Annotated in this window: 18 protein-coding genes; 9 read left to right on the plus strand and 9 right to left on the minus strand. The window is 60.2% G+C overall.

Annotation, left to right across the window (positions count from 1 at the left end; genetic code table 11):
• Positions 1-144: 144 nt before the first annotated feature.
• The gene (locus VHN57_RS09605) at positions 145-2,745 is read right to left on the minus strand and encodes a PAS domain-containing protein (RefSeq protein ID WP_017502221.1); all 2,601 of its coding nucleotides are present in this window, start codon (positions 2,743-2,745) and stop codon (positions 145-147) included.
• Positions 2,746-3,233: 488 nt separating this feature from the next.
• On the opposite strand from VHN57_RS09605, the gene VHN57_RS09610 reads away from it, so the two are divergent.
• Together VHN57_RS09610 and VHN57_RS09615 are read left to right on the plus strand one after the other, a co-directional pair.
• Positions 3,234-4,583, plus strand: coding sequence for an IS1380-like element ISSp1 family transposase (locus VHN57_RS09610; protein WP_013039775.1), 1,350 nt, complete (start codon positions 3,234-3,236; stop codon positions 4,581-4,583).
• Between the two features lie 190 nt (positions 4,584-4,773).
• Positions 4,774-5,037 carry a DksA/TraR family C4-type zinc finger protein gene (locus tag VHN57_RS09615; protein ID WP_026109393.1) on the plus strand — a complete coding sequence of 88 codons (264 nt, stop codon included), beginning with the start codon at positions 4,774-4,776 and terminating at the stop codon, positions 5,035-5,037.
• A gap of 386 nt (positions 5,038-5,423) precedes the next feature.
• On the opposite strand, the gene ligD is transcribed toward VHN57_RS09615, so the two are convergent.
• Entirely contained in the window at positions 5,424-7,940 is a 2,517-nt protein-coding gene (gene ligD / locus VHN57_RS09620) for a DNA ligase D (protein WP_017502223.1), read from the minus strand.
• Positions 7,941-8,039: 99 nt separating this feature from the next.
• A complete protein-coding gene (locus VHN57_RS09625; protein ID WP_017502224.1) occupies positions 8,040-8,972 on the minus strand; it encodes a GNAT family N-acetyltransferase in 933 nt (310 codons plus the stop codon).
• Positions 8,973-9,138: 166 nt separating this feature from the next.
• Between VHN57_RS09625 and VHN57_RS09630 the strand changes: the two genes are divergently transcribed.
• Positions 9,139-9,351 carry a KTSC domain-containing protein gene (locus VHN57_RS09630; RefSeq protein ID WP_017502225.1) on the plus strand — a complete coding sequence of 71 codons (213 nt, stop codon included), beginning with the start codon at positions 9,139-9,141 and terminating at the stop codon, positions 9,349-9,351.
• 6 nt (positions 9,352-9,357) lie between these two features.
• On the opposite strand, the gene VHN57_RS09635 is transcribed toward VHN57_RS09630, so the two are convergent.
• The 5 genes from VHN57_RS09635 to VHN57_RS09655 form a co-directional block, all read right to left on the minus strand.
• Positions 9,358-9,618: a hypothetical protein gene (locus VHN57_RS09635; protein ID WP_375188348.1), complete on the minus strand. Its 261-nt coding sequence runs from the start codon at positions 9,616-9,618 to the stop codon at positions 9,358-9,360.
• A 4-nt stretch (positions 9,619-9,622) separates the two neighbouring features.
• Complete coding sequence (gene ku, locus VHN57_RS09640) at positions 9,623-10,516, minus strand: non-homologous end joining protein Ku (protein ID WP_026109394.1); 894 nt, start codon at positions 10,514-10,516, stop codon at positions 9,623-9,625.
• A gap of 262 nt (positions 10,517-10,778) precedes the next feature.
• Complete coding sequence (locus VHN57_RS09645) at positions 10,779-11,144, minus strand: response regulator (protein WP_017502228.1); 366 nt, start codon at positions 11,142-11,144, stop codon at positions 10,779-10,781.
• Between the two features lie 6 nt (positions 11,145-11,150).
• Complete coding sequence (locus tag VHN57_RS09650) at positions 11,151-12,038, minus strand: iron-containing redox enzyme family protein (RefSeq protein ID WP_293919458.1); 888 nt, start codon at positions 12,036-12,038, stop codon at positions 11,151-11,153.
• A 469-nt stretch (positions 12,039-12,507) separates the two neighbouring features.
• Positions 12,508-13,416, minus strand: a complete 909-nt coding sequence (locus VHN57_RS09655) for a LysR family transcriptional regulator (RefSeq protein WP_026109396.1) — start codon at positions 13,414-13,416, stop codon at positions 12,508-12,510.
• Between the two features lie 322 nt (positions 13,417-13,738).
• On the opposite strand from VHN57_RS09655, the gene VHN57_RS09660 reads away from it, so the two are divergent.
• Genes VHN57_RS09660 through VHN57_RS09675 form a run of 4 tightly spaced genes read left to right on the plus strand, consistent with a single transcriptional unit; the run spans position 13,739 to position 17,103 of the window.
• A complete protein-coding gene (locus VHN57_RS09660; protein ID WP_017502231.1) occupies positions 13,739-14,332 on the plus strand; it encodes a hypothetical protein in 594 nt (197 codons plus the stop codon).
• Positions 14,333-14,337: 5 nt separating this feature from the next.
• Positions 14,338-15,570 carry an MFS transporter gene (locus tag VHN57_RS09665; RefSeq protein WP_017502232.1) on the plus strand — a complete coding sequence of 411 codons (1,233 nt, stop codon included), beginning with the start codon at positions 14,338-14,340 and terminating at the stop codon, positions 15,568-15,570.
• Positions 15,571-16,329, plus strand: a complete 759-nt coding sequence (locus VHN57_RS09670; RefSeq protein ID WP_017502233.1) for an SDR family NAD(P)-dependent oxidoreductase — start codon at positions 15,571-15,573, stop codon at positions 16,327-16,329.
• 36 nt (positions 16,330-16,365) lie between these two features.
• A complete protein-coding gene (locus tag VHN57_RS09675; protein ID WP_423283710.1) occupies positions 16,366-17,103 on the plus strand; it encodes an aldo/keto reductase in 738 nt (245 codons plus the stop codon).
• Here VHN57_RS09675 and VHN57_RS09680 read toward each other — a convergent pair.
• Positions 17,084-18,307: an IS256 family transposase gene (locus VHN57_RS09680; RefSeq protein WP_423282641.1), complete on the minus strand. Its 1,224-nt coding sequence runs from the start codon at positions 18,305-18,307 to the stop codon at positions 17,084-17,086. The genes VHN57_RS09675 and VHN57_RS09680 overlap by 20 nt on opposite strands.
• Positions 18,308-18,629: 322 nt before the next feature.
• On the opposite strand from VHN57_RS09680, the gene VHN57_RS09685 reads away from it, so the two are divergent.
• Positions 18,630-19,616, plus strand: a complete 987-nt coding sequence (locus VHN57_RS09685) for an aldo/keto reductase (protein ID WP_081600938.1) — start codon at positions 18,630-18,632, stop codon at positions 19,614-19,616.
• Positions 19,617-19,645: 29 nt separating this feature from the next.
• A complete protein-coding gene (locus VHN57_RS09690; protein WP_293919453.1) occupies positions 19,646-20,137 on the plus strand; it encodes a (R)-mandelonitrile lyase in 492 nt (163 codons plus the stop codon).
• Positions 20,138-20,525 lie beyond the last annotated feature (388 nt).

Genomic DNA, 20,525 nt, shown 5'->3' on the forward strand with positions numbered 1-20,525 from the left:
CCGAGCCCAGCCCTTCAACCCGAAAAGCCCATCAATCCGAATGCGGTGAAACAAACGCCAGCGATGCCGGTCGTCCGCGCAATACAGCCAGCCGCAGCAAATGCCCAGAGCGGGCCCGAAACCGAGCGTCGTGAATAAGAGAGGTTAGTGAAGCAGATCAGTGATGCGCTGCTTCATGGCTTCCATCGAAAAGGGCTTGGTGAGGATGTGCATACCGGGATCAAGATGCCCATGGCTTAATACCGCATTCTCCGCATAACCGGTGATGAAGAGGATTTTAAGGTCCGGCCTTTTCACGCGGGCTGCGTCTGCCACCTGCCTGCCGTTCATTCCACCAGGCAAGCCGACATCCGTGATGAGCAGGTCCACTCGTGCATCGCTCTCCAGAATTTTTAGTCCTGCCGCGCCGTCTACGGCTTCAATCGCACCATAGCCAAGACCTTCCAGAATCTCGACGACCAGCATCCGCACGGTGGGTTCGTCGTCAATCACCAGAACGGTTTCGCCTTCCCGTGCTTGAAGCGCCAGCGCCGGCTCGGCTTCCGGTGTTACAGGGCTGCCCGCTTCCCCCAGATGGCGTGGAAGGTAGAGGCATACCGTCGAGCCGCGACCGAGCTCGGAATAGATCCGGGTTTGCCCACCGGACTGGCGCGTGAATCCATAGATCATCGAGAGGCCGAGCCCCGTTCCCATCCCTATGGGTTTCGTCGTGAAAAATGGATCGAAAGCCTTGGAGATTGTCTCCTTGCTCATCCCTGTGCCGGTTTCCGATACGCAGAGGGATACATTTTGCCCTGGCTCCATGTCCCGCTCGACAGCAGTCCGGCGATCCAGCCATCGGTTTCCTGTTTCGATCGTGATCTTCCCGCCATCGGGCATGGCGTCACGCGCATTGATGCACAGATTGAGAAGAGCATTCTCCAGCTGGCTCGGATCCACAAGGACCGGCCAAAGCCCTACGCCGTTGACCGCCTCCACCTCAATGGAGGGCCCCACGGTGCGCATGACGAGGTCGGCCATGCCATTCACGAGGTCGACAACGCAGGTTGGTTTTGGCGCGAGAGTCTGGCGGCGGGAAAAGGCCAACAGCCTGTGTGTCAGCGCGGCCGCGCGACGCGCGGCACCTTGCGCTGCGTATACATAGCGGTCCACATCCTCATGCCGACCCTGCGCCCGACGCATCTGGATCATCTCGAGCCCGCCCGTGATCCCGGTGAGCAGGTTGTTGAAGTCATGCGCCAGTCCACCCGTCAACTGCCCGACCGCCTCCATTTTTTGCGATGGGCGCAACGCTTCTCCGGCGGCTATCAGGTCTCGCGTTCTCTGCTCGACCTGTTGCTCGAGTGAGGCCGCCAGCTCGCGAAGTTCGATTTCAGCCCGTCGCCGTTCGGTAGCGATTCGGGTTCGTTCCGCGACTTCCCGGACGAAAGCGATCTCGTCGTCGAGCCATTCGCGCGCGGTGGCATGGTTAAGGTAGAGCAACGCGACGAGGCCGCCCTGCTCGGTGAGCGGCATATTGACCACTGCCTGCGCGCTTATGGCCTTGAGTGCATCAGCCCCCTCCACCGACCGCGGATCAAGGTCAGCGTCGGCGATGATGACGTCTTTTCCGCGCTTGAGATCCTCGATGTAGGATCCATAGTCCCGGAACTGCAGCACCCCGGCCAGGGACGATATGCCCTCGGCATTCCAATCGCGCTTGATCGTGATCGTCTCAAGAGCCGGATCAATGACGCCATAGCCTGCCCTGCTGACTTCCAGTGCCTCGCCCAATATCCGGGCTGCCGCAAAGGAGATGTCTGCAGGGTCCTGCACGTCGCGCACGACATCGCTCAGTGCGACCAGCGCGATGCGCATTCGCTCAGCGCGCCTCTGCTCTGTAACATCGGAAGATATGCCTGCAAGCCGCAAGGGTTTGCCGTCGGCGTTGAGAAACGGCTGACCGCGAGACGTCAGCCAGCGAATTTCACCCTCCGGGGTAACGATCCGGTAGGTGACGTCGAAATCCCCTCCCGTACGCCGTGTCAGGTCGATCGCATCGATGTTAGCCGCGCGATCGGCGGAATGAATGGCCGCGAGGCGGTCATCAAATGTAAACGGCTTTTCCGTGTCTACGCCAAACAGCGCCCGGCACGCAGGAGAGGTTGTGAGCTCTCCGGTTTCGAAATTGATACTCCAAGTCCCGAACTTTCCGGCGCGAAGGGCAAAATCGAGCTCGCGTTCCTGCTCGTTCTGGCGTTGGAGCCGGCTGGTGATTTCAGCCATGAGGGCAGCGTTCGAATTTTCGAGCCCCTCAAGGCGTTCGCGCTCCAGCGTCACGTCGACCTGGCTGGCGAAGAAATATGCGAGCGTTCCTGCTTCGTCGAATACGGGGGCAAGAAGGAGCCGGTTCCAAAATGGCTCCCCGGACTTACGATGATTGCGAATGTCGATCTCGATAGGGCGTATCGCCTCCACCGCATCGTGAATGGCCTGGACATCCGCCCGATCCGTCTCTGGTCCCTGTAAAAATCGGCAGTTGCGACCCAGAATTTCTTCGCGCTCGTAACCCGTCAGCCGACAGAAGGAGTCATTGGCGAACACCACCGGATTATCGTGCAGACGCGGATTGGTTATGATCATCGGCATGCGCGTGGCCCGCACCGCAGCTACGAAGGGATCCGTCCCTTTGTCGAGGCCCAGAACTTCAGCTTCAATCCTTTGCGCGTCGGCGGTGCCGTGTCCATTCGTCACTGTCTCGCTCATTCTTATGTCGATCCCGCCTACGCTTTTCGTTTTTGCCAGAAGCGAGGGAAGTAGAGTGCGGTTCCATCTCCATGGCATTGGAAAGCTTGAGGGCGTGACAGATTGAGGCGCTCGTAATCCCTGCAGGCAGCGCCTTTGGCTTTTCCTCTATCGAGATGGGTTGCGGTGGAGTGGCCCTTTTTGGAAGAAACGCTGGCACGCTGATTTCATAGTTAAGCGCATACGGTCGAACATAGGCAAAATTGTCGTTCACCACTGTATAGATCGGCGGTCGCTTATTGCCCGTCAGCTTGGTCAGGAACCCCATGACTGCGTCAATGGGCACACAACTGGAACTTAGCGCGCCGGAGCTCCATTTAGCCCGCCTTATTCACCAAAAGTGTCCTGAAGGGTTGGCGGGAGTGGCGTAAGCCTCTGATCTGAATTAGGAACTGGGTGTCTAAGCCGAACCTGCCGCAGGGCAGAAAATGCCACGGGCCACACCCGCCATGAACGATGATATCGCAAGCTCATTTGGATTCCCAGCAGTCGGCCGCAAGAAAATCACAGCTGCGTTCGACGGTGGCCGGCTTACCTCGGATGGCGGCGTTCTACTGCTTGCACAGGCCGAGCGCGCGATGGGGATTTGCCAGCGCCTGGCGGCTTGTATTGCCGATCCGCGCGATCCAGCGCGGGTGATCCATCGCCTGGATGACATTCTGCGTGCCCGTGTGTTCGCGATTGCGTGCGGCTATGAGGATGCCGATGATCTCGATGCTCTGCGCGACGATCCAGGCTTCCGCCTGGCGCTCGGCAAGCTGCCGGAATCGGGCGCGGGGCTGGCCAGCCAACCGACGATGAGCCGGTGGGAAAATGCACCGACTACGCGCGAACTGGCCAGCATGATGGCCGCGATGATCGACATCTACTGCGCCAGCTATCCCGCCCCTCCGACAGCGGTCACGCTGGATATCGACGACACGTGCGACGTCGTGCATGGCTATCAACAGCTCTCGTTCTGGAACGGGCATCATGGGGAGCGCTGCTTCCTACCGATCCATATCTACGACACCGCGACCGGCAGGCCGGTGGCCATGCTGCTGCGCACAGGCAAGACGCCTTCTGGAAAGGAGGCGGCGGGGCACATCCGACGCCTGGTGCGTCACCTGCGCCGTAATTGGCCCGATACCCACATCACTATCCGCGGCGACGGGCACTATGGTCGACCCGAGGTCATGGCCTACTGCGATGCGGCCCGCGTCGATTACGTGTTCGGCCTGCCCACCAATTCAGCGCTGCGCGCCGATCCCGCCATTGTTGCGGTCGCCGATGCCTGCGCGGTCAAGCGCGCCCAGCGTCAGTGTCCCGTCCTGCGCAACTATGCCGAGACCCGCTATGGGGCAAAGACCTGGAAGTGCCAGCGTCGCGTCGTTGCACGGATCGAGGCCAGCACGCTGGGCATGGACATCCGCTATGTCGTCACCTCGTTGGCAACAGGATCGGCCGAGCACATCTACGACACGCTCTACTGCGCGCGTGGTCAGGCCGAGAACCTGATCAAGCGCCACAAGTCCCAGCTCGCCAGCGACCGAACCTCGTGCCGCTCGGCCAATGCCAATCAGATGCGCCTGATACTGCACACTGCCGCATACTGGCTGCTATGGCGCATCCAGCAGGCGATGCCCAGGACCGCTGCTCTGGCAAGCGCGGAGTTTACCACCTTGCGCCTGCGGCTGCTCAAGGTCGCTGCGCGCGTCGTAGAAAGTGCTAGCCGCATCCGCATTGCCTTCGCTTCCGCCTGTCCGGATGCCGACCTGTTCCGCGCCCTCGTTCTCCGGCTGAAGCCTGCGCCGACGTAGCCCATGCGGCAGCGCCGCAGAACTCCGAGCCCAGCCCTTCAACCCGAAAAGCCCATCAATCCGAATGCGGTGAAACAAACGCCAGCGATGCCGGTCGTCCGCGCAATACAGCCAGCCGCAGCAAATGCCCAGAGCGGGCCCGAAACCGAGCGTCGTGAATAAGAGAGGTTAGGATATGGAGGTCAAGGCGATGGCAAATGGTTGGGCGCCCGATGGCGCAGTGCAAGGCCAGATTGACGATACGATCAAGGACGCGGTGCAGCGTGCGCGGACGATGATGCCTGCCGGCGAGAGCGCGGTATATTGCGATGATTGCGGCGAGGAGATTCCCGAGCGACGCCGGCAGGCCTTACCTGGCACCCGGACCTGTGTTGCGTGCCAGTCCAAACGTGATAGGGCTGCCCGTTCTGTCGGGATCAATCGCCGTGGCAGCAAGGACAGTCAGCTGAAATAATTCACCGCAGACTTTGTCAGCCAGACAGTGGTTCAAGTGCAGATGAGTCGGAACACAGGGGGCACGCCCTGGCACATCATGACTTTGCGGTTCGGCATCGAACCTTCTTGTCGCCAAGCTCGACCCACACCGGCGCATGGTCGCTCGATATCTCCCAACCCCGCATATGAGCATCAACCGGCGCATCAATGCGCTGAGGATCGCGAAGCTCTTCTGGCCATGCCAGATGGAAGGATAGCCAAGATCGCAAAGCGCGCTCTGCAGGAACCTCTCCTCCGGCGCCTTGAGTTCCTGGAGCATGACGATGGCTGGCCCGGCTTCTGCTAGTCAGCGAAGCGGGACCGGCAAACGGCCGTTCACGCCTTTTACATTGCAGGTGGCGATCTTCACAAATCTGGCAGGACCTGGTCGGCACGGCCCCATTGCGCGAGTGCCTTGGACCGTGCTCGCTTCACCATCTCCATGGCATCGCCGATATGCCAGTGGGCCGGACTGTCCAGATCGCGCAACTCCTCCCAGCTGAGCGGCACGGCGATCGGCGCAAAGGGGCGCGAACGCGCGCTGTACGGCATGACGGCCGTGGCGCCGCGCTGGTTGCGAAGATAGTCGATGAAGATGCGTCCGGTACGCTTGGCCTTGGCCAGGGCCGCAGTGAACCGGTCGGGATCGGCCTGCGCAAGGGCCATGGCAAAGCGGTGCGCAAAATCCTTGACCACTGGCCATTGGGCGGTCGGCGTGAGCGGCGCGATGACATGAACTCCCTTGCCGCCGGTCACCATCGGGAAAGTTGCGAGACCCATCTGACCCAGCACGTCCTGAAGATGGGCAGCCGCCGAGACCACATCCTTGAACTCCACCCCCTCGTCGGGGTCGAGATCGAACACCAGTCGGTCGGCCATCTCGACGTCCTCGATCCGAGCGCCCCAGCCATGGAACTCGATCGTGCCCATCTGGACGCAGGTCAGAAGTCCGGCAGGCGTGTCCACGAACAGATAGGGCTCGTCATGCCCATCCTTCTCGCGGATCGCGACATGCCTGACTGCATCGCCGAAGCTGCCTGCATCATGTTTCTGGAAAAAGCATTTCTTGTCTCGGCCTTGCGGGCAGCGCACCAGGCTGAGCGGCCGGCTGCCGCTCCAGGGCAGCATGATCTCCGCAACAGCTTCATAATATTCGGCGAGCTGCCCCTTGGTGAGCTTGCCCTCGGGAAAGATGACGCGGTCGCGATTGCTGATCTTGACGGCACTGGTAGCGCCCGGAGCGGTGAGTTCGCCGACCAGCGCTTCGGTTTCGACCACCACCGCTTCGGGCTTTTTGTCCTCTCGAAGCCCCAAATAACTCGAATGGCGCAGCACGCCTTCGTCGGTGAATTCGATGAAGGCGACCTCGGCGACGAGTTTGGGCTTGATCCAGTGAGCGCCGCGCACGGCTGCTCGCGGTGCCTCCACCGTCGCAGTCTTCTGTTCTAGCGGCGCCATCAACGCCATCAGGCGCTCGATCTCGTCACCGGTGAACCCGGTCCCAACCTTGCCTGCGTATCGCAGCACGCCCTTCTCGTTCACCCCCAGCAGCAAGGCGCGAAAGCCCCGCTGCTTGTCGGAGGGGGTCCATCCGACGACGACAAACTCCTGCCGACGGATGCACTTGGTCTTCACCCAGCCCCCTGAGCGCGAGCCTGAATAGCGTGCGTCGATGCGCTTTGAGATGACCCCCTCCAGCCCCGCGTCGCAGAATCTGTCGAAGAGCTGCTCGCCGCGCCCGACGATATGGTCGGAATAGCGCAAATGCCCCCGACCCTCGCCAATCAACGCGGAGAGAAGCGCCTTGCGCTCCAGCAAGGGCCGTTGCGTCAGATCTTCCCCGTCAAGTTCGAGCAAATCAAATGCGAAATAATCGATCGCGTTTGGGTCGTCCTTGAGCGCTGCCTGCAAAGCCTGGAAACTGGTCCTGCCGTCGGGCAACACCACGACCGCTTCACCGTCGATCAGGGCGCTTTCAGCATCAAGCGTGACGGCGTCGCCGATCAGTCCGGCGAACCGGTCCGACCAGTCCAACCCCGAGCGCGTATAGGCGCGGCCTTCGCCATTTCCGATCGCCAGCAGCGTGCGGTATCCGTCATATTTGAGCTCGTGCAGCCAGCGATCACCCGGCGGCACATGGTCGACAAGAGTCGCCAGCTGCACGGGCTGGAACGGCGGCAGGATACGGGCTGCTTTCCTACGCTTCGTTGCCCTGGCAGGCTTCCTGGCTTGCGCCTCTACTGAGGCTGAGGCCGACGGCGATGCCTTGGACTTCAATCTTGCAATCGGTTTGCCCGCAGCGATCTCCTCCATCGTGCGCCCGCTATCTATGCTGGTCAGGTGGAGCCCGACCAGATCGTCCGAGCCGCCGGCAAAGGCATCCTTTACCTTGCGCAATATCCAATTCTCCCCCTTTCCCCTGCCGCGCGGTTTCATGCGAAAAAGGATCCATTCGCCCTGCATCCGGCGCCCATGAAGGATGAAATGGAGATGGCCTTCGGTCAGGGTCGCGCGCGGATCCTTGCCCGCGATCGGTTCCCACGTTCCGTTGTCCCACAGCATGACGGTTCCGCCACCATATTCACCCTTGGGGATGGTGCCCTCGAACCGGGCATAGTCGAGCGGATGGTCCTCGGTCCGCACAGCCAGCCTCTTGTCATCCGGGTTGGTACTGGGCCCGCGCGTGACGGCCCAGCTGAGAAGAACACCGTCCAGCTCCAGTCTGAAATCATAGTGTAGACGGGACGCGGCATGTTTCTGGACGACAAAGCCATTACCGGCGGCGGGCTGTGTCGCCCCGGAGGGTTCGGCGGTGCGCGCGAAATCACGCTTGGCGCGATAGGTGGCGAGCCTGTCCTCCTTCCTGGTCTGTACGTTCGGCATGTCGATTCCGGATCCCTTCGCTCCCTTAATCCCCGGATGCCATGACTCGTTCCTGCGCGGCTCAGGTCTGACAAGCGCGGCGAAACCGGACAGCGATCATTAGCGGTCGATTGACCGCGCGAACCGGTAGCTGGTCTGCTCGAACTTCAACGTGCGAAAGAAATTGTGGGCATTCCTCACCTCGATGTCGCTCATCGCTTCAAGCCGCGTGCAACCTGCCTTGCGGAGCGACTTCACGGCCTCATCGACCAGAGCGGTGGCAATGCCCTTTCTTCGGTATGCTTGCGCAACGAGGAGCAACGTCAGTCTGCCGACCAGCCCGTGCTGGATCGTGGGTATGACGGCCCAGGCGCAGCAACCGACGACTTCTCCGAATTCAGCGACAGCCATGTCGGCCTCCGCCTTGAGCGCTGCTTTCAGATTCCGGGCGACACCGAGTTCGTCCAGCTTTACTCTGGACAGCTGTCGCACCAACGGGACAAGCGCTTCCGCGTCGGCTGCCTTTGCGGGGCGGATGAGCAGTTTCGGTTGGGGCACCGGCGCAGGGTCGGAGCTGCGGTCGTTTGGACGCGATGCTGACCTGACAGTCGCAGCCGCTTTGGCCTCGTGTTTGCACCGATCTATTGGCGGTCCTTCGGCTTTTTTGCGACCTTGCGAATATCCTCTGTCGGGATTTTTTGGCTGTTTCTTAGACCTGCGTGTCGAGCGCGGCCGAATGGCCGATTCCATATCCTGGCCGTCGTCGTTATTGCTGCCTGCGGGTCGGGCTGTCGATACTGGTCTGGCCGGGGTGCTTTCCGCCGATGCCTTCCAGGTGCTGGCGGCACCGGCCCGCAGATAGGCCTCGATATCTTGCGCCGTCGCTTCCAGCCCTTGTGCGCCAATGCCGAACAACGGATTGCCGGCTGCATCGGTAAGCCCGAACTTGCCATAGTCGCCGACACCCGGTTTGCGCCTGCGTGATTTCACGAGCTTGAGGCCACGATGCTCGGCCATGTCGCGCAGTTTTTGGTCGATCGCCTCTTCTGCCATCTTGAGATAACCCTTGAGCCGGCGCCCGGTTCACGGGGCCCCGCCCCCGTCTGGGCGAGACCATCATCCGGCCTTGTTTCTGATTCGGCTCGTCGGCCGGCAGGGAACGCGACATCGGTAATTTCGCTGATTGCTGATGCGCGCCTGCCGTTTCAAAAACTCTTCGATGATCGAGCGGGTCACGTTCGATGATGAGGAGCACACGCTTTACATCTCGTTCCGTCAGACCGGCAAATATCTCTACTATCACGTGCCTGCCATCATCTTCGACGAGCTGTGCAAGGCCGGCTCGGCGGGAGCCTTTTTCAACGAAAGGATCAAGGGTCACTTCGCGTGCCGTCGCGACCCCGAACGCCGACGTTTCGGGCCGACAGATTAAGGGCGCTCAAGCCTCTCCGAGCACCCGGTAGACCGCCATCAGATGCTGTCCTGCAATGGCGCGCGCGCGAGGCGATCGCACAGTTTCCTCATTGGTTTCGTGGAGCATCGTCAGCATGTCGAGAACCTCCTGGCGCGGCATACCAGTTTCGAGCAAATGCGTGCCGATCAGCGCCAGCAAATTGCTCCAGAGTGTGATGGCACCCTCCGCGAAAGCATCATCACCGTCATCGTCGCTGCCGGATGCGTTTGGGTCTTTACCGGGCATGAGGTCACGCCCGCTTGCGCGTCGTCTTCGCTGGAGCCTTCACTGCTGGCTTCTTATCGGCGCTCTTCGCTGCCGTTTTGGCTGGCGCCTTCTTCCCAGCAGGCTTGGAATCGCCACTGCCCAGCGATTTTTTAAGTGCGGCCATCAAATCGACGACGTTGCTGCCGCGCGGGTCGCCTTCGCTATCGTCCGCATCGATATTGAGGGTCTTTCCTTTCTTCTTGCGTTCGATCAGATCCTTGAGCGCATCGACATAGCGGTCATGAAAATCGCTGGCATCGAACTTGCCGGTTTTCTTGTCGATCAGGGTCGTGGCAAGATCGAGGAGTTCATCATCAGGATCGCCATCGCCGATTTCGCGGAAATAGCTCGCTGCCTTGTTGACCTCATCGGCATAACGCAGGGTTTCCATGACCATTCCGCGACCGCAGGCCTTGATGCTGACGACATATTCCCGCCCGCGCATCGCTAGCTGGCCAAGTCCGATCTTTCGGCTGCGGCGGAGCGCCTCCCGCAGCACGATGAAGGCTTCCTCGGCCAGGTCGTCGGCCGGCACGACATAATAGGGCTTTTCGAAATAGATCGCGTCGATCTCGTGGCTATCGACAAACTGCGTCAGTTCGAGAGTTTTCTTGCTCTCGAGCTTGACGCCCTCGATCTCCTTCTCATCGAGCAGGACATATTCGCCCTTGGCATATTCAAAGCCTTTGACGATCTCATCCAGATCTACCGGGCCGATGCCGGGCACGACTTTCTCATATTTGATGCGCTTTCCCGACGGCTCATGAATTTGATTGAATGCAATGGTCGCGCCGCTCTTGGTCGCCGAATAGATTTCGACAGGGATCGAAACCAAGGCCAGTCTTATCTGGCCTTTCCAATAAGGTCGTGCAGCCATGATCGTCTCCAACTCGTTCTTCCGATAACTTTCTCCGATGGAGAGCGTTCCCACGCTCGAGGGCGACTTCGTTTACCGCCGTCAACGTCGAGTTTTGGTCGATGAAAGTCTTGCGGACTGGGACTGACTGACATTGCAGGAGTTCCTATACCTCGCTCGCCTTCCGCCCTCGTCTAAGCGGCCTGCTCGGCCTTACACTGTCTGGCATCACTCCGGCCCTTTGGCGGGCTTCTCGTCGCTTTTAACATCCCTTGCCGAAATGTCAGTGCAGCATTCGGCGCAAGGTGGGCACTAGCCGCCGAACGAGGTCGGACTTTGAAATCAGGGGCGCGGCAGGATGCGCGTGGACGGCTTGATGATCGAATGCGCCCGCGCAGAAAACATAGGGGATGTCATACAGATCCAGGTCATCCGCCAGTAAACCGGAGTCGCCTTCACCAAGCCGCACATCGAGCACCGCGCCGTCGGGCATCTCATCCGCTACTGCGCTAATGCCATCGGCCAGAGTGGTGTGGGGGCCGTCGACGACATAATGCGCGTCTTCCAGGAGTTCAGCGATCATCGCCGCGACGGCCGGGTCGTCCTCGACCAGTAAGATTTTGCGGTCCTCGGGATATTTCTCGGGCATGTCGCCTTACTCTATTCCAAAATAGGCGCGGTAGCGCTCGAAGCAGCGTGCTCCGCATCGCAATCGGATCAGCGCGCCCTCGGCCATGGCCGTGGCGCGCCGGGGTTCTTCTGCGACCAGAGGCGCGATCGCTTCATCATTCCAATCTCGGCTATGCTTAATGTCGAGTACGGCATGAAGGTCGAAATAGCGCCGCTCACTTCCTGAAAGCCCAATCCTCCGCAGGCCGCGGGCGGTAAGGGCCGAGCGGTCGGGCGCGGTCAGTTCGATAACGCCCAAGGCTCCTACGCTATGCCATGTATAGGCACGTAAAGACGCCATGGCAGTCATGGCGTTCGCCAACGCTAGGCTTTCCCAAACCGTGCTCTCGATGCGCGTATCAAGGTCGAGAATTTCGACCAGTTGGTCAAGCATGGGTCCATGCATGCCCTTGGCATTACCCCGGCCCATCTCATCCCAATAATTACGGGCCAATTCCAGCTTCGCGCGCGCGGGCAATTTCACCTGCGTCATCGCTACGAGGTCGTCGAAACCAGCCTCTCCAGCGGCTTCCTGTGACAGGAACCAACGCAACTGATTCCGATCTGCCTTATCCGCAAGCCAAGGGAAAAGGCGATCCTGCTGCCCGGGCCCGATCGCCTTGAGTTGCTCGAACCACCCGATAAAGCCGTCGGGATCGGTTGGCGCATCCGCGGCTTCATCGATCACCTCAGCCCGCAGTTTTTCCAGAAAGGCTTGCTGCAGCCGTTGCATGGTCATATCGTCGCCAAACGACGCTACAGACACATCCTGTGGAAATGCCGGCGCCAGCCGCCGTCTATTCCAGCGGCTCAGTTCTTCCTGAAAGTCTTGATCGAGAAATTGCGGGACATGATGTTTAAGCTGGGTAGCCACGAGGATGCCTTCCGATAGGATATCCCATAGAAAGCCGAGAACCTGACATCCGTTCCAGAAAATCCCATTGATCAAGATTAAGCCAGGCCCTTGGTATCGGCACTGGCTTCCAGAATTCTTCTGTGGATATCGCCGACCTCAAGTAAGCATCGCCCCTTCTCGGACTCTCAGCTGCAAATTTCCCGTTCCCAGGTGCGGCCCGTCCGCTTTGCCGATCAGGACGCTCGAGACCGGCCGTTAGTGGAATGTCCGCTTCGGTGCCGCGTTGCGGCTATAGCTGAATCTCATCCGGCATGGCGCACCGACCAGATCACGTCGTTCCGAACGTGTATCGGAACGGTCCAGTTAGGCGAGAGCATTTCAATCGCTGCGTTTTTGATTGTCTACACCTTCAACTGCGGTTCGGGATTCTAGCGTCAAAGGCCATCATGGCTATCACGGCCGCAATCGCGGGCTCATCTTCCGTCCCCTAGTAGCCAAGCGGCCTAAGCTCGCGGATCAAATCGACCAGCAGCCGCAGACCCGTCGGCACGTTCCTGCGCGATGAATAATACAGGTGGAACGCTGGCCCGGTCGATGCCCAATCCGGCAGCGCGATCTCAAGTTGCCCCGCCGCGACCAAAGGCCTGACCAGTGGTTCGGAAAGATAGGTAAGGCCCGCGCCGGCCAGGACGGCGGGCAGCGCAGCGTCGGCATTGTTCACGGTGATCATGCCAGGCACGTCGATCGCCACGCTCTCGTCGGCCTTGTCCAGTTCCCACTTGTAGATGCTGTCGTCCCCCAGCCTGATGCGCAGGCAGCGATGTTCGGCGAGGTCGTTGGGATGCTGGGGTCTTCCGAACCGTTCAAAATAGGACGGAGCACCAACGATCACCCAGTCTATTTCGCCTGATAGTCGTTGCGCTATCATGTCCTCAGGAACAGTCCCGCCATACCTGATACCCGCATCAAAGCCGCTGTCGATGACATCGACGATGTGATTGTCGACCGAGATTTCGAGTTCGACGTCCGGGTAGCGCTCCATGAATACCGGCAGGATCGGGCTGACGAGAAGGGCGGCCGCATCCGCCATCATATTGATCCTGATGCGACCTGCCGGGGCGTCACGGAACCGGTTGAGAGTCTCGAAGGCATCGCCGATCACGTTGACCGGATCCGAGATGGCTTGCAGCAGTTGTTCGCCCGCGGCTGTGAGCGTCACCGATCGGTTCGTCCGGTTGAGAAGGCGCAGGCCCAAACGAGTCTCGAAGGCTTTTAGCGCATGGCTCAGCGCCGAGGAACTTACGCCAAGTTCCAAACCCGCCCGCCGGAAACTGCGGTGGCGAGCAATAGCGATGAAATACGCGCAGTCCGCCAGATCGGATCGATTGATTTGCACAGTGGGCTGCCGACCTCCAATTTACCGTCGAAAAGCCCTGCTGTTGTCTCGCCGGACCGACGAGCATCGAAACGTCGGTGTGAGCGGAGCTGCAGGGCACGGCAAACCTTACGCCACGTGCAGCCGCTTTGACGATGAGAATTTCTCACGTTGGCATCGCGAGATCCACCCCTAATCCTTTTTCGGTTCGTGCGTTAAATCCACCATGACGATGCGACGGCCGTGAGAGGCCAAGTCCCATCGCTGGCAACATCGCAGAGACAGGTAGCGCGCCGTGCTTCGTGGGCGCGGGCGGTCGTCTGCGCGCGTCGGGAGACGGTCAATGGACGACACGCAGAACGCAGGTATCGACGGCGCGACAGCGTCGGCGCTCAGCACCCCAAAGCTTACGATTGTGTCGGCAACTTCAGCTTTGCTTTTGACGAGCTTGCTCCTGGCGCTCGCCTCAAGCCTGTCCGCACTAGCGCCCTATCCCTATGCGCTGAACGCGTCCGCCCCGGTCCTGTTTGGCAGCATCTCGCTGGCGCTCCTGATCGGCGCAGGCGTCGCAATCGCACTAAGGAACTCGGTCGGCACCCCGATGATCGCGATTACCAGCGCGGTGTTGAGCGTCATCGCAGTCGTCATCGTCAACGGCAACCCGCAGTGGGGTCTTGCTGGCCTGTTTCTGCTTGTTTTGCTCTCAGGATTGGCATTCCTCTCCGGCGCACTTCGCGCGCTGGAAGCGTCGGCGTTAAACTCACTGATTGGTATGTTCCTCCCGCTGATAATTGCGGCGGCGGCCTTCACGGTCATCGCCCCTATTGCCGCGAAATCGAACGCGCTTGCCCTTTGTAGCGTCGCCACCTCCGCTCTTTCTGTGGTCACGGCTGCATTCACACTGCGTGTCCGTCATCGCGCCGTTCAAGACGGCTGAGGCAAATGTATCAAGAACATCAAGTGCTCGGCGCCGGAGGCGTGTTTGCCGCCAACGCCAGCGAGCAAAACACTAGATGGGGCGCTGTTTACGCGGTCGCTTTGAGTGTCGCCGGCATCATCACGGCTGAGCTTCTGCCAGCCAGCCTGCTCACCCCGATTGCGTCAGACCTCGCAATTAGCGCGGGTATGGCAGGTCAGTCGATCAGTGCAACCGCTGTGGCCGCGTTGTTTGCCAGCCTGTTCACCTCAAGGGTGATAGCGAAGGTCGATCGCCGGGTCGTGTTGTTATCCTTCTCTGTCCTTATGGCCCTGTCGAGCGCGCTGACGGCGATAGCCACCAGCTTTGCTGTGCTGATGATCGCTCGCGTAATATTAGGTGTCGCGCTGGGTGGATTCTGGTCGATGGCCGCAGCCGTCGCAGCACGGCTAGTCCCACCACAGGCGTTGCCGAAAGCGCTGTCGATCATCTTCGGCGGGGTCTCTGTCGCCCTCGTCGCATCAGCGCCGCTTGGTAGCTTTCTTGGCGGTATGCTTGGCTGGAGGGCTATATTCGCTGCTGCCGCAGTTCTTGGCAGCTTGTGCTGGCTCTGGCAGTGGGCGGCACTTCCACAGATGCTGCCAGGTGAGCAGGCTCAGAACAGCAGCATCGTCGCCGTGGCAAAGCGCCCACAGGTCGGCACGGCGCTCCTCGCTATCACGACAGTGTTCGCCGCGCAGTTCGCCTTCTTCACCTACATGCGACCGTTTTTTGAGGGCGTGACCCATCTCAGCCACACGTCGTTGTCCGCGATCCTATTGCTTTTCGGACTGGGCAATCTGGCCGGGACAGCCGCGTCTGGGCCGGCACTTTCCCGTAGCCTCAGGGGAACGCTGCTGTTTGCGCCAATAGCGCTGTCGCTATCCGCGGCGGGCTTGATCCTCCTGGGTGCCGCAGCCGTGGAAGCCAGCATACTCACGGCGATTTGGGGCTTCGCATTCGGCATGGTCCCAGTCGCTTGGTCGACCTGGATTGCGCGCAATCTCCCCGACGCCTCGGAGGCCGCAGGTGGCCTTCAGGTCGCGGTGATCCAACTCGCAAACACGGGCGGCGCTGTCGCGGGAGGGATGCTGCTCGATCGCAGTGGCCCGCTGGCCCCGCTCATCGTCTCCGCCACGCTTTTCGCCCTTACCGCATTGATCGTCGGACTGGGCCTCTACCGGACGCCACGTCCGGCAACCGCCAAAGGAATCTTGTAAGTGTTCTCGTTCAAGGATCAGGTTGCAATCGTCACCGGTGCAGCGTCTGGCATCGGCCTACAAACTGCACGCGCTTTCGCGGAGGCTGGAGCCAGCGTCACTATCGCCGATCTGGACGGTCAGGCGGCTGAACGCGCCGCTGCTGAACTTCGGCAAAACGGCCACAACGCGATCGGCATAGCTTGCGACGTTTCGGACGAGGCCTCCGTCGAGACGATGGTGCAGGCTAACCAACAGGCGTTTGGTCGCTTGGACTTCGCCTTCAATAATGCCGGCATCCACGTCGGGATTGCTGAGACGGCCGATTTGGAGGCCGTGGATTTCGACCGCATCATCGGCGTGAACCTGCGCGGCGTGTTCAACTGCATGAAGCATGAGCTTCGTCAGATGCGCGAACAGGGAAGCGGCGCGATCGTGAATTGCTCTTCGCAGAGCGGCACGGTCGGCATTCCTGGCCTGAGCGCATATACGGCGTCAAAGCATGGTGTGATCGGGCTGACGCGCGCGGCTGCGCTGGAATATGCCCCTAAGGGCATCCGCATCAATGCGATCTGCCCCGGCACCACGGAGACACCTCTGGTGCAGGGCTTGATGGAGCGCGAGCCGGGTCGGCTTGATGCAGTGATCGCGGACATTCCCGTTGGCCGCATGGGCAGCCAGGCCGAGATTTCCTCCGCCGTCCTTTGGCTGTGCAGCCCCGGCGCCGGTTTCATGATCGGCCAGATCGTCGCGCCCGACGGTGGTTACACCGCGCGCTGATCGCTTCCCACAATCTCATCTCAGAAGGAACTCGCCATGAATGATCAGCCTCATCTTCGCCTGAACACAGGCGCCAACATGCCAGCGCTTGGCTTCGGCACGTTCGCGATCAAACCAGAAGATACACGCGCTGCCGTGCGGACCGCTATCGAGACCGGCTACCGGCTGATCGACACCGCTGCCAACTACAAGAACGAGGCCGAGGTCGGCCAAGCCATCGCCGACAGCGGCCTTGATCGTGGCGAGCTTTTTGTGACCACGAAGCTCTGGATTGAGGATTATGGTCACGAACATGCGCTGCGCGGGTTCGAGGCGAGCATGGAGGCGCTGAGCCTCGAATACATCGACCTGTATCTTCTGCACTGGCCGCTTCCGATGGATTTTGAGCGGACGATTGCCGCTTTCAACGCGCTTGAGCCTGCGCTCATCAGTGGGCGCATCCGCGCGCTCGGGGTGAGCAATTTCAACCCTGAGCATCTCGACGAGCTATCGCATCACACGGACGTGGTGCCGGCGGTAAACCAGGTCGAGCTAAGCCCTCTGCTGAGCCAGCGCGTGGTCAAGGCTGCAAATGCTTCGCGCGGCATCATCACGGAGGCCTGGTCGCCTATCGGCGGTCAGAAGCGCGTCGGTGATGTGCTGAGAAACTCATCGATAGCGTCGATCGCCGAGAAGCATGGCAAGACACCCATTCAGGTCGTGCTCCGCTGGCAGGGACTATCAGGAATTTCGTGTGCGGCGAGGCGGTTGACCATCAGGCCGTCATGGCCCTGATGAAACGTTCGCCGAAGAGCACGGCAAATTGCGCCTTCGCCATGTTCCATTCGCGCGGTGGCATTTTCCACTCTTTTTCCGATCGGTTCAAGATCAGATAGAGCAGCTTGGTGGCGGCCTCATCACTGGGGAAATGGCCCCGGGCACGAACAGCGCGGCGAAGCTTGGAGTTCAAGGCTTCTATCGAATTTGTGGTGTAGACGATCCGCCTGACCTCATCAGGAAAGGCGAAAAATGGGATGACCTCGGGCCATGCTCGGCGCCAACTCTGGCCGATGGCGGGATAGCGCTGCCCCCAGAAGCTTGCTTCGAAGGCTGTCAGCGCTTCCTCGGCGGCCACTGCATCAACGGCACGGTAGATGGCTTTCAGAGCCATTCCGAGCGCCTTGCGATCCTTCCACGCGACGAAATCCATCGAGTTTCGCAGCAAGTGTACGATGCATGTCTGGACCATCGCTTCGGGGAAGACCGCATTGATGGCGTCGGGAAAGCCCTTGAGGCCATCGACGACGGCCAGCATGATGTCCTCGACGCCGCGGTTGCGCAGTTCATTCATGACGCGCAGCCAGAATTTGGCGCCTTCATTCTGTTCCAGCCATAGCCCCAAGATTACCTTGGTGCCGTCGGCCATGACGCCCAGGGCGATGTGGATAGCTTTATTGCGGACCATGCCCTCATCGCGGATCTTGACCCGGATCGCATCGAAGAAGACCAGCGGATAGGCCGGGTCCAGCGGGCGTTGCTGCCAGGCCGCGACTTCCTCCAGCACAGCGTCGGTGATCGTGCTGATCAGATCGGGCGAAGCATCAATGCCATATAGTTCGCGCAGATGACCCGTGATCTCCCGGGTGCTCATGCCGCGCGCATACATCGAGATGATCTTGTCGTCGAAGCCGGGGAAGCGCCGCTGGTATTTGGCGATCAGCTGCGGATCGAAACTGCCGGCTCGATCGCGCGGCACCTCGATCTCGATCCGCCCGCTGTCGGTCGTCACCGTCTTGCGACCATAGCCATTGCGGTTGTTGCCGACCTGGTCATTGTGCCCGAGATGATGATCCATCTCCGCGTTGAGGGCCCGTTCGGCAAAAGCCTTCTTCAGGGAATCGAGCAAGCCGCCCTGGCTGAGCGCCGCCGCCGCGTCAGTGCCGGCCAGCAACTGATCGAGAATGTCGTTCGGTATCGAGGGTTCTTTCCGTCGTGACATATTGGGTCTCCTTGTTGCCCATTATGCCTCGCCGCACACGAAATTCCTGATAGTCCCCGCTGGCACATTCAGCAGGGCAACGTCGTCATCCCCCGCTCGATCAATCCCGACCATATCGCCAGCAACTTCGACGTCTTTGGGTTCGCACTCACTGACAGCGAGATGCGCGCGATCGACGGCATGAACATCAACGAGCGTGGCGGCCCTGACCCCGAGACGTTCGACGTGGCAGCCTACCAGAAGATCCTCGCAAGCCGATCGTAAGCGCTGAAGTTCGACCAACCGGTCGCCTCTCCAAACGTAATCAAGAAGCGGAGTTCCCATGACCACGAGACGCAGCTTTTTGGCCGCCGCAACCGCGGCCTCCCTCACTCCCGCTATCTTGTCGGCACAGGCCCGGCATGGCCAGTCTCAGGGTGCGAATGGCACAGTTCCGCTGGTCACGCTCAACAACGGCGTGAAGATGCCGATCCTGGGTTTCGGCACCTTCCACGTAAAGCCGGTAGAGGCGGCGCAGATGGTTCAAACCGCCATGGGTGCGGGCTTTCGGCTGATCGACACGGCAAAAAACTACGGCAACGAGGCTGAGGTTGGCGACGGCATCGCTCGCAGCGGCGTCGCCCGCAACGAACTCTTCATCACCACCAAGCTCTGGATCGAGGACTTTGGCTACGATCAGGCGATGCGGGCATTCGACCTCAGCATAAGCAAGCTGAAGCTCGACTACCTCGATCTTTATCTACTGCATTGGCCCGTGCCGATGGATTTCGGCAAGACGATTGCCGCCTATAAGGCGCTCGAGAAGCTGAATGCGGACGGTTGCATCCGGGCAATCGGCGTGAGCAATTTCAACGAAAACCACCTCGACAACCTGAAGGCGGCGACCTCTGTGGTCCCGGCAGTCAATCAGATCGAAATCAATCCGTCGCTCAGCCAACAGCCTATGCGAGCCGCTAATGCCCGGCGCGGCATCGCGACCGAAAGCTGGTCGCCACTGGGCGGCGAAAAGAATGTCGGTCGGCATATTGCGAACTCGACCATCCGTGAGATCGCAACGAAGCACGGAAAGTCTCCCGTTCAGGTCATCATCCGCTGGCATATCGAACGTGGCCTGATCGTCATCCCACGTTCCACGAATCCTTCTCATATCGCTGAGAATTTCGACGTTCTCGATTTCACGCTCAGCGAGAGCGAGTTGGCGTCCATCGATCGGATCAACGTTAACGAGCGCAGTGGTCCCAATCCCGACACGTTCGACGTGGAAGCCTATCGGAAACTCATCGCAGGTCGCGCGCAACAGGCTCGCTGAACATCAATTTGAAAGCCGGAGATCATCTCATGCCAAAAGCAATAGGCGCGGTGCTCATTTCGTTGGGACTTCTGACGGCTGGTAATGCCGCAGCAAAAGGGCGTTCGGAAATGCAGATCAATCGAAAGTTAGAGATGCAGGCGACGAGCGCGCCTGCTCAGAACTTCACCGGGACGGTGACCATCACGGGACAGTTCAAGCGGGATCAACCCTCTCGCATCACCGGCGCGGTCGTCGAGTTCAAGCCGGGTGCCCGAACCGCGTGGCACTCCCACCCGCTTGGCCAAACCCTGATAGTTACCGAGGGTGTGGGCTGGACGCAGGTTGAAGGTGAGCCAATCGTCGAATTTCAGGCGGGAGACATCCTGCTTTGCCCGGCCGATAAGAAGCACTGGCATGGTGCAACGCCGACGCAAGGGATGACCCATGTCGCTGTTCAGGAAGCGCTCGACGGGAAAAATGTGACCTGGATGGAGAAGGTGACGGACGCTCAGTACCTGATCGGGCCGCCGAACGGCTGAGGCGTAGCCTCTCGGGCCTTCGCTCTTTACGATCTTGGCAGGCATGCTCGACGACATGATACTGCATGATTGATCTCGTAGCGGCGCGACGAGGCATCATCCCATGAGTTTCCGGCTGCAGCTGCGGATTTTCCCGGAAGCTGCCATTTATTGCGATCGACAGATTGCGCCTGCTGGTAGACCTACCCCTGCTGGATGAAGGTGACGACCTCGCTGATCGGCGGGCGCGCCACCGAGAGATCGGCCTCGACTCCCGCAGATTGGCGACGTTCTTCGTTCTAGCAGAAATCTGCGAGAATGTATCGAAGCTACAAGACCTTCAGCCCGCATGCTGCTACTCACCCCCAAAGGGAGGCCGCAAAAAGGTCTGCCAAAGGCTTATGAGGGT

Origin of the sequence: Sphingobium salicis subsp. salicis (assembly GCF_049472635.1) — a bacterium.
Classification (GTDB): Bacteria; Pseudomonadota; Alphaproteobacteria; order Sphingomonadales; family Sphingomonadaceae; genus Sphingobium; species Sphingobium yanoikuyae_A.